Source organism: Paraglaciecola arctica, from assembly GCF_018861065.1.
Lineage (GTDB): Bacteria > Pseudomonadota > Gammaproteobacteria > Enterobacterales > Alteromonadaceae > Paraglaciecola > Paraglaciecola arctica_B.
Genome location: NZ_JAHKQO010000019.1, coordinates 154,601 through 166,883, shown reverse-complemented (window position 1 = coordinate 166,883; position 12,283 = coordinate 154,601). Strand labels below are relative to the sequence as shown.

Annotated in this window: 15 protein-coding genes and 1 tRNA gene; 6 read left to right on the top strand and 10 right to left on the bottom strand. The window is 39.4% G+C overall.

Going from position 1 to position 12,283, the window contains the following annotated elements; all coding sequences use genetic code 11:
• Positions 1-148 precede the first annotated feature (148 nt).
• A complete protein-coding gene (locus tag KO534_RS08245) occupies positions 149-973 on the bottom strand; it encodes a mechanosensitive ion channel family protein (protein WP_215929169.1) in 825 nt (274 codons plus the stop codon).
• Positions 974-1,216: 243 nt separating this feature from the next.
• Here KO534_RS08245 and KO534_RS08240 point away from each other — a divergent pair, with 243 nt between their 5' ends.
• Together KO534_RS08240 and KO534_RS08235 are read left to right on the top strand one after the other, a co-directional pair.
• A complete protein-coding gene (locus KO534_RS08240) occupies positions 1,217-2,254 on the top strand; it encodes a succinylglutamate desuccinylase/aspartoacylase family protein (RefSeq protein ID WP_215929168.1) in 1,038 nt (345 codons plus the stop codon).
• A 12-nt stretch (positions 2,255-2,266) separates the two neighbouring features.
• Entirely contained in the window at positions 2,267-2,707 is a 441-nt protein-coding gene (locus KO534_RS08235; protein ID WP_215929167.1) for an ATP-dependent zinc protease family protein, read from the top strand.
• A gap of 47 nt (positions 2,708-2,754) precedes the next feature.
• Here KO534_RS08235 and KO534_RS08230 read toward each other — a convergent pair whose 3' ends face one another.
• The 3 genes from KO534_RS08230 to prfC all read right to left on the bottom strand — a co-directional run bounded on the left by KO534_RS08230 (position 2,755) and on the right by prfC (position 6,754).
• Entirely contained in the window at positions 2,755-3,327 is a 573-nt protein-coding gene (locus KO534_RS08230) for an NADPH-dependent FMN reductase (protein ID WP_215929166.1), read from the bottom strand.
• An 85-nt stretch (positions 3,328-3,412) separates the two neighbouring features.
• Complete coding sequence (argS, locus tag KO534_RS08225) at positions 3,413-5,149, bottom strand: arginine--tRNA ligase (protein ID WP_215929165.1); 1,737 nt, start codon at positions 5,147-5,149, stop codon at positions 3,413-3,415.
• Between the two features lie 27 nt (positions 5,150-5,176).
• Positions 5,177-6,754: a peptide chain release factor 3 gene (prfC, locus tag KO534_RS08220; RefSeq protein WP_215929164.1), complete on the bottom strand. Its 1,578-nt coding sequence runs from the start codon at positions 6,752-6,754 to the stop codon at positions 5,177-5,179.
• A gap of 347 nt (positions 6,755-7,101) precedes the next feature.
• On the opposite strand from prfC, the gene KO534_RS08215 reads away from it, so the two are divergent.
• From KO534_RS08215 to KO534_RS08200, 4 genes are all read left to right on the top strand, one after another.
• Entirely contained in the window at positions 7,102-7,368 is a 267-nt protein-coding gene (locus KO534_RS08215; RefSeq protein WP_215929163.1) for a helix-turn-helix domain-containing protein, read from the top strand.
• Positions 7,369-7,388: 20 nt separating this feature from the next.
• On the top strand, positions 7,389-8,099 hold the full coding sequence (locus KO534_RS08210; RefSeq protein WP_215929162.1) for a hypothetical protein: 711 nt from the start codon (positions 7,389-7,391) through the stop codon (positions 8,097-8,099).
• Between the two features lie 73 nt (positions 8,100-8,172).
• Positions 8,173-8,793, top strand: a complete 621-nt coding sequence (locus KO534_RS08205) for a hypothetical protein (protein WP_215929161.1) — start codon at positions 8,173-8,175, stop codon at positions 8,791-8,793.
• Positions 8,794-9,057: 264 nt separating this feature from the next.
• On the top strand, positions 9,058-9,312 hold the full coding sequence (locus KO534_RS08200; protein ID WP_215929160.1) for a helix-turn-helix transcriptional regulator: 255 nt from the start codon (positions 9,058-9,060) through the stop codon (positions 9,310-9,312).
• A gap of 62 nt (positions 9,313-9,374) precedes the next feature.
• Here KO534_RS08200 and rimI read toward each other — a convergent pair whose 3' ends face one another.
• The 6 genes from rimI to KO534_RS08170 all read right to left on the bottom strand — a co-directional run bounded on the left by rimI (position 9,375) and on the right by KO534_RS08170 (position 12,254).
• Complete coding sequence (gene rimI, locus KO534_RS08195; RefSeq protein ID WP_215929159.1) at positions 9,375-9,821, bottom strand: ribosomal protein S18-alanine N-acetyltransferase; 447 nt, start codon at positions 9,819-9,821, stop codon at positions 9,375-9,377.
• Positions 9,822-9,845: 24 nt separating this feature from the next.
• The gene (locus tag KO534_RS08190; RefSeq protein WP_215929158.1) at positions 9,846-10,355 is read right to left on the bottom strand and encodes a DNA polymerase III subunit psi; all 510 of its coding nucleotides are present in this window, start codon (positions 10,353-10,355) and stop codon (positions 9,846-9,848) included.
• A 48-nt stretch (positions 10,356-10,403) separates the two neighbouring features.
• Positions 10,404-10,480: transfer RNA gene (locus KO534_RS08185), tRNA-Trp, on the bottom strand.
• Positions 10,481-10,609: 129 nt separating this feature from the next.
• Positions 10,610-11,395 (bottom strand): phosphotransferase, encoded by a 786-nt coding sequence (locus tag KO534_RS08180; RefSeq protein ID WP_215929157.1) that lies wholly within the window; start codon positions 11,393-11,395, stop codon positions 10,610-10,612.
• On the bottom strand, positions 11,392-11,997 hold the full coding sequence (gene pnuC / locus KO534_RS08175) for a nicotinamide riboside transporter PnuC (protein WP_215929156.1): 606 nt from the start codon (positions 11,995-11,997) through the stop codon (positions 11,392-11,394). The genes KO534_RS08180 and pnuC overlap by 4 nt, the downstream gene beginning before the upstream one ends.
• On the bottom strand, positions 11,997-12,254 hold the full coding sequence (locus tag KO534_RS08170) for a hypothetical protein (protein WP_215929155.1): 258 nt from the start codon (positions 12,252-12,254) through the stop codon (positions 11,997-11,999). Before KO534_RS08170 ends, pnuC begins: the two co-directional genes overlap by 1 nt.
• Positions 12,255-12,283 lie beyond the last annotated feature (29 nt).

Sequence of the window (12,283 nt, the reverse complement as noted above, 5' to 3'; positions counted from 1 at the left end):
AAAACCGGTATTTACAACGGAATAAATAACAAATTATGGGAAAAAAAATCTAAGGTTTAACTAAGGAAAGTCTAAGTTTGATAAATATTTAAATATTGCTAGTCGTTTTAGTACAACCGCGAATGGCGCTAAAGAATCAACTTCGCCATCAAATGTGTTTACGTTTCTCGGCATACCAATACGTCATGAAGTCATGGGTAATCGCTTGTTGAATTTCTATTGCTCGCTCTGTTGGACAAAATATTGTCACTTCTACAATGTTATCGCCAATCTCAGATGTAGACACGGTAATGTGTGGTTCAGGGCCAGCTATATTAACGTCTAGTCGCCTTTCTAACATTTGATTGTAGCGCACAGCAACATCATGAAAATCTGCGCAGTAAGCATTAGCATTTTTAATTACCTTTTGAATAATACCGTAAGGATTAACACTTTGATCGCGGACAATTTGAAAATGGTGGGTCGCATAACGTTTTAAAAAGTTTAAGTTCTTAATTGGGCTTATCATCAACTTGTTATTGGGAATAAATAACGTTTTACCTGTGTACTCATAGGTTTTTATGTCTACTTCCAATAAGGTACTTTTGATCCAATCTGTGGCAGATACCTCTCCTACAAATTGTTCAACTTCAATCCAATCACCAATACGAAACGGCCGAGTCGACACTAAATAGAAAAAGCCAATAATGCATTGAATAAACTCTCGAGTCGCCAACACTATGGCAACCGAAAAAGCAGCGATTGAAAATGCAAACTTTTGCATCTCCTCAGCCCAAAGGCTAAATAAACTCACTATCAGTACAAAATTAAGAAAATTCTTAACATTGTTAACTAAATCTCTTCGGTCCTCTCCTTTACTTTTAGCTTGTTTACGCACTAATTTTACCAATACGTATTTAATTAACAGTGCTACAAACGTAATAGTAAAAGTTAGGATCAGTTTATTGTCAAAAATGTTCTTAATAAGTTCCATATAACTCTTTGGATTGTGTATGCGCTAAAAACGCAAAGTATACACAACAATGAAGTCCAGCTAAATTTGATTTAGACCCTAAGTAAAATAACACTTTACGTTAAGCTACAGCTGCACGTAATATGCAAAACTTAAGCGTTTTGGGGGTGCAACGGTAATTAGAAATTCACATATAAGTGACGGGCATTGTTATTCTTTCTGCTACAAAATGCCAAACCTAATAAAAATAAAGGACCAGGCCAAATGAAAGAACTTGAAATTGGTGGAATAGAGATAAAACGCGGTGAAACCAAACGCATTGAGTTGCCAATGCCTCCTTTGTATACAGATACAAGAATGTCCATGCCAGTGCATGTGCAGCGTGGCAAGCGAGAAGGCCCCATAATGTTTGTCAGCGGTGCGGTTCACGGCGATGAATTAAATGGTATAGAGATCGTCAATAGGTTACTAAAAAACAAAGCTTTAAAATCTATACGTGGCACCTTAATTGCGGTGCCTATTGTTAATGGTTATGGAGTGCTAAATCAAAGCCGTTACCTACCTGACAGAAGAGATCTAAACCGCAGTTTCCCAGGTAGTTCCAAAGGTTCTATTGCTGGAAGGTTGGCGCATTTATTTTTGAACGAAATAGTGACTAAATGTGATGTAGGGATCGACTTGCACACTGGCGCAATTCACCGTAGTAACTTACCGCAAATTCGAGCTGATTTAGACGACCCGCAAACGTTAACCATGGCAGAATCGTTTGGATTACCGGTATTACTTAATGCTGACATTAGGCCAGGCACCCTTAGGCAAGCTGCTGGAGATGCAGGCGTAAAAGTTCTACTTTATGAAGCAGGAGAAGCCCTCAGATATGACGAATTTTCTATTAGAGCGGGAGTAAAAGGCATAATTAATGTCATGCGCGAAATCGGCATGTTAAATAAACGCCAACGCAAAGGTCATAAAATATCTCAGTTTGTGGCACGTCAAAGTGGTTGGGTACGGGCAACGGAAAGTGGTTTTGTTAGCCACGTTGCGCAACTAGGTGACCATGTGAATAAAGGTGGGATCTTAGCCATAATTGCAGACCCCTATGGTACCGAATTGTGTAAAGTCTTGTGCCCCGAAGAGGGTGTAGTGATTGGCAAGCAAAATATCCCTTTAACCCAAGAAGGTGAAGCTATGTATCACATTGCTTATTTCAGAAAACCTGATTCAGTGGCCGAACATTTAGGGTTACTACAAGATAATTTGCAAGATGAATTAGGTGTTGATATCCCTACCATTGTTGAATAAAGAGTAACCCTGATGACTGAAAAACATTTGGTTGGTGCACTTGAATTGTGTGATTTACCACAACTTAAATTACTCGGCTTAGAAGCTAGAGTTGACACTGGCGCGACTACGTCTTCACTCCATGTAGACAATATTGTTAAATTTAAAAAAGGTGATGAAAAATGGGTACGATTTGATATTCACCCTGACGCCCATGATGTGAACAAATTGATGCAAAGAGAAGCAAAAGTTAAAAGTGTACGTAAAGTTAAAAGCTCTAACGCCACCAAACAAAGGCGCTACGTAATAGAAACCGATATTTTTATAGCAGACATGCAATGGAGTATTGAGCTTACACTAACAGACCGCTCTGAAATGAAATACCTGATGTTACTTGGCAGAGAAGCCATGTCTGGACGCTTAATTGTTGATCCAGAACATGAATTTCTATTGACCGAAGCCAATAATCATTAACTGATATGACAGCTCTATTCACTCAATGAGTGGACCCCTAACTAAGCTTAACCTTGTAACTTAGTTAGGGTTTCTACTAGCTCTTTACCTAGGGACTTTAACGCCTTTTCGGTTTTTTCATCGGTGATATTTCCATCACTGTCAAATTTGGAAAATGCGCCACTTACCGCTTTTTGATTAGGCAACACCATAGTTCCCAAGTTTTCAAGTAACATACGTAATACTACTAAAACCCGCATTCCTCCTAGTCCACCGGGTGACGCCGCCATAATAGCTGCAATCTTACCTCGATACGCTGCCATAGGGGCTTCGTCAGCGGTTTTTCTTGAGGCCCAGTCAATCGCATTTTTGAACAAACTACTGTAGGAGCTATTGTATTCTGGAGAGGATATCAAAAAGCCATCATGACTAATGAGTAACTCTTTGAAGTTTTGCGCCTCAACCGGCATACCTTTTTCTGCTTCTAAATCTTCATTAAAAATAGGCAGATCAAAGTCTTCTAAATTAACAATCGTTACCTCAGCACCGGCTTCTTGCGCGCCTTTAGCGGCAATAGCGACGACTTTTTTATTGACTGAATCTTTTCTACCACTACCAGCAAAAGCCAGAATTTTAACCATGTTGTTTGTCTCAAATTAGATAAATATATCAGAACTAATGGTGAGGTCAGTGTAAGTAACTCGCCCACTCCTATTAATCAGCTCATTACATTTTTTTCATCGTTTCAATACCTAACAAATCCAATCCAGACTGCAAAGTTTTGGCTGTCAATAGAGCTAACATTAAACGACTATTTCTGGTTTTTTCATCAATGCCCTCTTTTAATATTGGGCAAGCTTCATAGAAACTCATAAACAAACTGGCTAACTCATAGATGTAGCTACACAATACATGGGGTGTTGCTTCGCTTGCAACTTGCTCAATGGCTTCAATATATTGCATTAACTTCACAGCTAGCAGTTGTTCTTGCGCCGCATCTAGTTGGATATCTTGTTGCAAATTCTCTATATCTAAATCGGCTTTTCTAAAAATGCTTTGAATACGAGCGTAGGCATATTGTAAATAAGGCGCGGTATTACCTTCGAAACTGAGCATGCTGTCCCAATTAAAGATGTAATCCGTAGTACGGTTTTTACTTAAGTCAGCGTATTTGACTGCTCCGATACCGACTTTGTCAGCGACAACCTTACGCTCTTCGGCGGTTAAATCGGATTCACGTTTGTTGATCAGTTCTTCAGCGCGCTCTATCGCTTCATCTAATAGTTCAGCCAACTTAACCGTACCACCGGTTCGAGTTTTAAAAGGTTTTCCATCGCTACCTAACATCATACCAAACGGGCAATGCTCATAGCTTTGATTATCATTGATAAATCCAGCTTTTCGGGCAACCAGTTCTGTTTGTTTAAAATGTAAAGACTGACGAACGTCAGTAAAAATTAGTGTGCGGTCCGCACCTAAAACACCATTTCGATAACGAATAGCCGCTAGATCTGTAGTGGCATACAAATATCCGCCACCCGACTTTTGTACAATATAAGCAGCTGGATTACCTTCTTTGTCGGCCATTTCTTGCAAAAATGCCACTTGCGCACCTTGACTTTCGACCACTATGCCAGAGGACTTAAGCTCAGCGACAGTTGCCGCTAAATCTTTATTGTAGGCACTTTCGCCCATTATATCGCTACGTTTGAGACTCACGTTAAGTTTGTCGTAAACCTGCTCACTATGAGCAATTGAAATGGAGACAAAAGTTTTCCATAGAGATAAACATTCAGAGTCACCACTTTGCAATTTGACTACGTTTTCACGGGCCCTATCAGCAAAACCGTCTTCACTATCAAAACGAACTTTAGCCGCTCGGTAAAAATCTTCTAAATCAGACAGCGCAGTTTCAGCCACACCATCAGCGGCTAACTTATCATTAAGGTGGGTTATTAACATGCCAAACTGCGTCCCCCAATCTCCCATATGATTTTGACGTATCACTTTGTGTCCCAAAAACTCTAATGTTTTGGTAACGGCATCGCCAATAATGGTGCTACGCAAATGTCCAACGTGCATCTCTTTGGCGAGGTTAGGTGCGGAGTAATCAACCACTACGGTTTGCTGTTTCTCAGCTTCGATACCAAGACGATTATCAGCGTTTGCTACCTGCAGTTGTTGCGCTAGCCATAGAGGATTCAAGTAAATATTAATGAATCCTGGTCCTGCAATTTCGAGCTTTTCTGCTTCGTCCTTCAGATCAACAGCCTCGACAAGTTTTTGTGCAATATCTCGCGGCTTTTGATTCAAGACTTTTGATAATGCCATGGCACCATTAAATTGGTAATGTCCAAATCCAGCGCGAGTGCTGCGACTCAGTGGTGCTGGAGAGTTTTCTGGTGCGCCAATTGCGATCAGCGCAGCTTTAAATTTTGCTAATAAAAGTGTTTGTATATTCATGTTTAATATCTATCTAACCTGCCTAGGTTAGTGCTCTCTAGTATTATGGAATTCGATTTCGGGATAACGTTCTTGTGCTAAAGATAAATTCACCCGAGTTGGCGCAATATAAGCTAAATTATCGCCACCATCTAAGGCTAAATTGGCTTCGGCTTTACGCCTAAAGTCATCTAATTTAGCTGGAGTTTCGGCTGTTACCCATTGTGCAGTGTAAACATTAATATGTTCGTACATCGCATCAACGTTGTATTCGCCTTTTAATCTGGCGACTACAACATCAAACTGCAAGACACCTACCGCACCAACAATTAGGTCATTGTTTTGTAATGGCCTAAAGACTTGCACCGCCCCTTCTTCAGAAAGCTGAATCAAACCTTTTTGCAATTGTTTTTGTTTAAGAGGGTCTTTCAAACGGATACGTTTAAATAATTCAGGGGCAAAGTTCGGAATACCGGCAAATCGGAATTTTTCGCCAGCGGTAAACGTATCGCCAATTTGAATTGATCCATGATTGTGTAAACCAATGATATCACCTGCGTAAGCTTCTTCTAATAAAGCTCTGTCGCCGGCCAGAAAGGTTAAAGCGTCAGAAATTCGTACATCTTTACCTATGCGGCTGTGATGCATTTTCATGCCTTTTTCATACTTACCTGACACGATTCGGCAAAATGCAATGCGGTCCCGGTGTTTTGGGTCCATATTCGCTTGAATTTTAAACACAAAACCACTGAATTTTTGCTCGCTCGATTCCACTTTACGATCACTGGTTTCACGGCCTTGAGGCAACGGTGCCCATTCAATTAAGCCATCTAACATATGATCAACCCCAAAGTTGCCCATAGCCGTGCCAAAAAAGACTGGAGTCAACTCACCCGCTAAAAACTCTTCGTGATTAAATTCGTGAGATGCACCTTGAACGAGTTCAAGCATGTCACGCAATTCTTCTGCGTAAGTACCAATTGCGACATCTAGCTCAGGATTATCTAAACCTTTCACTATACGTACGTCTTGAATGGTGTGTCCCATACCAGTTTTATACAGGATAGTTTCATCGCGAAGTAAGTGATACACACCTTTAAACTCTTTACCCATGCCGATTGGCCAGGTAATAGGTGCACATTTTATATTGAGTACATTTTCTACTTCATCTAGTAAATCGATAGGATCACGAGTATCCCTATCCAGTTTATTCATAAAAGTGATAATTGGCGTATCGCGTAACCGGGTCACGTCCATTAATTTAATGGTACGTGCTTCTACACCTTTAGCGGCATCAATAACCATCAAGCATGAATCAACCGCAGTTAATGTACGATAGGTATCTTCAGAAAAATCTTCATGGCCCGGGGTATCTAATAAATTAACTAGGTGGTCGCGATAAGGGAATTGCATCACTGAAGTAGTGACCGATATACCCCGCTCTTTTTCCATTTCCATCCAGTCAGACTTGGCATGTTGCCCTGACTTTTTACCTTTAACAGTCCCTGCTTTTTGTAAAGCGTTCCCGAATAACAGTACTTTTTCGGTAATGGTAGTTTTACCCGCATCCGGGTGAGAGATAATCGCAAAAGTGCGGCGTTTATCAACTTCTTGTTGGAAAGACATGGAATACTCTTAAGTGATGTAATTACTAAATAATTTGGCCGCGCATTGTATATGACTCCGATAAAAAAGTCGCTTATCAGAACTCATTTTATGGTTTAGAGACTGCTTTGATCTGATATCGTGCTTTTAACTATAAAAAAAGCAGATATTGGTACTATTTGTTATTAGCCTTACTATTTACTAAAACCTTCGTTTAATTTATATTTGGCACTGGTAAATTTTTTGCCATAATTTAATCAATGTTTTAATAAAGTTAACTAATTTAGGTGTTTTATTAGGTAGCTGGGCAAAAAGTAGCCGAATAAAATAATTAAAATTCACCGTACACCATCAGGAAACGACTTAACATGTCTCGTAGAAAAATGTTTAGTGGTGCTCAACTTAGGTCTTTACGTAAAGAAGCGGGCTACACGCAAGAAGAACTTGCTCACCGAGTGGGCATTAGCCGTGAAACTGTCTCTGCTATTGAAAATGACAAACCTGAAACCATGGACAACATTGGAGTTGCAGTGGTGAATAAGTGGTGGTCTATTTGTCGGCAAACGGCTTCGGAACAAACTCGTGAATCTTTCTTCTCTACAGTTATGGACTATTTTGGCTTTAACTTAAGCTAATCTTGTTTTAGTCTAGGCGCATGATTTTACGCGCCTATCTTCCTAGATTAATAACAGCTCTTTTTGGAGTGTTGTTTGTCTCTGCCAGTATTTATACGTTTGGAAATGCTCTGGTTTTCGACAGACTATTTCTTGGCGTCATTCTGTTTACAGCAATTTTATGTAGGCAAGACGTAAACGTCTTAAGTGTCATTGCAATCATATTTTTACAACACATAGTAGAAGAGTTTGCTTGGCTATATTTACCCAGTAGTTACATTATCAAAGGGCTCATTTACCTATCTGGCTTTTGGTTAGTTTATTACTTTTGGTATGACTGGACATCCAAGATTTTGCTGTTATGTATAGTTTTAGGTGTGTCAACAGAAGTATATTGGTTTGTCGTTGCCTACGATCCCCCGCAAACGTTTTGGTATGTTTGTATCATTATTATTTGTATTTCGGTTAGGCATTTGGTTTTTCTTAGGGTAAATATGGTCGAGCACTATATCTCCCCAAAAGCCAAATCAATAAACTTAGATTGGGTACTCTATAAAATTAACGCATTGATTATCATCGCTCAAGCGACGGTTTTGTTAGAATATTACCTTAGACACATTTTGGGGTTTCAAAACGCATTGTTGGCCTACGAATCGTTGCCCTATGTGATACATGCCCTCTCTACTTTGCTGATTTGGGCGACTTTCAACGAAAGTTACAAACAACTTTTTCCAAAGTTAATTAAAGCATAAAGCTCTACATTCCATTTTAAAACCTTCATAATTGTTTTTAGGCAATTTTGTCTAAATCAACAGGAGTTTTAAAATGAAAAATTTATATTTAAATATGTTTCTATTGATTATCGGATTAGTCATATCAAACGATTCTATTTCAGCGATTGGTGCTAAAACCAAGCCACCAGCGAACACCGCTGAATACATTGCAGCCATAGGCGCCAAAACCAAACCTCCAGTTAGCAACGTTGAATTCATTGCTGCAATAGGTGCTAAAACCAAGCCTCAAGTCGACAACGTTGAATTCATTGCAGCAATAGGTGCTAAAACCAAGCCTCCAGTCAACAACGTTGAATTCATTGCTGCAATAGGTGCTAAAACCAAGCCTCCAGTCAACAACGTTGAATTCATTGCTGCAATAGGTGCTAAAACTAAGCCTCCAGTTAGCGATGTTGAATTCATTGCTGCAATAGGTGCCAAAACCAAACCTCCAGTCAACAACGTTGAATTCATTGCAGCAATAGGTGCCAAAACCAAACCTCCGGTCAGCAACGTTGAATTCATTGCTGCAATAGGTGCCAAAACCAAACCTCCAGTTAGCAATGTTGAATTCATTGCGGCCATAGGTGCTAAAACTAAGCCTCCGGTCAGCAATGCTGAATTTATCGTGGCCATAGGTGCTAAAACCAAACCTCCGGTAAGCAACGCATAAAAATTGGTGGCTGACTTTTCAATTGGGCATGCTGCTAACTAAAGATTCTTTCGCCTCTATGGAGGCGAAACTATTTTTTATAGAACTAATACTTAATAACTATACGAATCATAAACTTACCCAATAAAGAGAAATTATTTCACCTCGTGGAGTCAAATCCACATTTTTATTTGTACTCTTACCATGAACATGAAAGCAGAGAACAACAATAATAATTATCTATTTCTTTGCTGTAGTATCAATAATCACAAGAGGAACCAAAAAATGTATATTAACGGTGCAGATCTAAGAAAAATGCGTCTTGATGCTGGGTTAACTACTGTCAAAATGGCTAAGTTAGCTAATGTAAAAACACGTAAGACTTACGAAAATTGGGAAAAGAATATCGGTGCGCCAAGCATGAACCAATTTATCGCTATGTGTGTAGGCTGTAACTACAACTCTTCTAAGTTTGTGAAGTTAGCGGTTGACCGCCAAGACTCGACAGAAAACCTAAATGTTACGGCAGCACGTCGTTAAATATAAGTTGGGGGGACGTCCCCCCTCTCATCCTTTATTAATAAGCATTTGAATTTTTCGGTTTACCCTAAGTAACAACACATTATCAAAGCGTCTTCCTTACCTTTTTTACTTGGATAATAATTCATTCTCTGCTCTACCAACATAAAGCCCGCGTTTTCATAGAGGCTGATTGCAACAGAATTAGATTCGCGAACTTCTAGCCAAATTTGTTGGATTTTATTTTGGTGACAATGCTCCATAAGATGACTTAATAAGGTTCGTCCCACACCTTTTCCTCGATGAGTTGACCCTACGACTATGTCCATTAATGTCACTTCGTCTAACACTTGCATTCCAATATAGTAACCTAATGGTTGATTATCTTGATCCAAGGAATATGCAAAGTAAGGCTTAGTTAAACAGTCTTCGAATATTCTGCGGGTCCAAGGAGAGAATTGCCCTTGTTTATGAAGTTCATAATATGGACCACAATTTTGTGCTGTTAAATGCGAGAAATGGGGCTGCATCGGATTCAAATCATCCAACATCGGTTAATTTTCAATTGCTAAACTGGCGTTTTGAATTTGCATCCAAAGTCGCTTTTTTATGCTCGGATCACTTAATTCTGTCAATGTCGGAGTAATCAATTGATTATTCTCAAAACTTACCTTTTCAGCTAGATTCCAACTTAGCGGGAAATCAGAGAAGTCGCTGAGTTGCTCAGTTGCAACGTATTTAATCTCTTTAGTTTCGAGTCCTAGTGCGAGTAGTACATCTGCAAAAATTTGATGTTTAGTTGCACTTTGCGAACAGGTCACTAATACACAATCTGTACTTTCTTTACTTTGGTTTTTCTGTGTTTGTGCTTTAAGTTGTTTTAACTTGACTAAGGCGTCAGTTCGCGACACAACTTCAGGCGCCGATTCAATAAGGTCGTTTTTTTGATTGTCGTCTTGAATTTGATCGAGGTTTGTATCAGTTAACTTCCATGATGTGATCCCCATTTCATTTAAAATGGCACGTTGGTATTCACTTAATGCAAGATGAGAGGTAGATTCCATTTAAACAGACTAGCATGAATTGACTTGAAATAACTGACGATTTAAAAGTGGCAGGAGTGGAGGGATTCGAACCCCCAACCATCGGTTTTGGAGACCGCTGTTCTACCAATTGGAACTACACTCCTGCTGACGGGCTGAATTATACTGACGGATAACAAAAGGTAAAGTGATTTTGCTTTCAGTATCGGTTTCTGCTGTTTGACTGCGCACTTAATGAACTAAAAACGCGTTACGTTGAATAGCAAAGCTCACTTTCAGACCCTAGCAGCTTGATACCAAAGTTTGTAGGTAAGCTCAACTAAGGGTTTCATACGAGTCACCTTATCAACCACTTCGGATAATCGTTGATGACTATATTGGGCATAGAATGCGCATAAACTGGCTTCGTTTGTGCAGCTAAAACCATTTACAACAGCACATGATGCTATATCAAAATACGGACATGATATAGCGCAGTATTCCCAGTCAAAAATCTTATTGGGGTGCTCATGAGTAACGTGGGATAAGGCTAAATCATTGTGACAAAACACTGTTTTAGTTGCGCACGCTTGATACCAAGTGGACGTATAAGTATCGAGCTTTTGCTGCATCGAATCTGATATCTCTACGTCAATGAGATTCAAATAATGTTGCCATTGGCTTGGCAAATCCAGTAATGGGGCATCTATTTTGATGTTATGTAACTTGGATAATGCGGCCGCCAAACCTTTAGTAATAATTAAGCTAGAATCCCCGACTTGATCTAAGGTAGTCGAATCAAGCCACTGATCAATTTGAAAACTCAGTGAATCTGATAAATAAACCGGTTTAACAGCCATTCCCTTAGCAGCAAGTTCAGTTTGAATATCAAATAGCTTTTTTCTATCCAAGTTAGCGATTTTATCTGACTCGAACGTTTTAACGAAATACTTTTGGTCGGGTGTTTGCAGAGTATAACTGCTGTTAACCGCTCCCCCATTAAGAGCGATGAGTTGAAAGTCAGAGTGAACAAATTTCAATTCTCTTAGCTCAGCTAACATCTCAAACTTTAAGTCTTTCATGCAGCCTCGTGTCGGCTTTGAACGTTAGCAGGAGTGAGACGCCATTGCATAAAGCCATATATCGCAAAGCCGGTGTAGCAGACAAACAATATTGCAGTTAACGCTAAGTCTTTGGCAAAATAAAGATACGCAGCAAACAGATTGATAACAATCCAATACAACCAATTTTCTCGCACCTTATGGGCCACTAAAACTGTTGTAAACAGACTAAACACCGTTATGAAAGCATCAAGATATATATAATTCGCATCCAACACAGAATTCGCAAAATGACTTAAAATTATTGCACAAACGGCCAATCCGATAATAGATACAATATGTTTATAGATTGACCAAGATTGCACCGAAATACTATCTGCCGTATTATCGCGCCACTTGTACATTCCATAGACAGCCATAATCAAATAATAAAAATTCAGCGCGGTATGAAAAGGCAAAGATACATTCCAAAACAACCAAATGTATATGCCGGTACTGACCAAAGCACAAGGCCAGCACCATATATTTTGCCTCGCAGCTAACCATACATAAGCAACAGCCAAAACTACCGCTACTCCCTCTAATATTGACGTTGCTGCAAGTTGTGCAAGAAAACTGTCCATTAGATTTCAGTACTCATTTTTTCGCCATTCAAGAATTTGCAAACGAAAATAGCCTGCCCTACTTTTTCGTGACTGCGCTGCATTTCAACTGCTAACAATTGCATCGTAGATAGATACTCACCGCTCACAATTGTGTTAGTAGCCGAGGTGACAACTTTTATATTTTCATAACTATTTAAGCGGTCAATAAACTCCTGAATAGGTGGGATATATTGCTCGTTAAGAGGATACATAGATATTTCTGCAACTAATTTCATAATAACTCCTTAGAAAAGCCAAACGATTA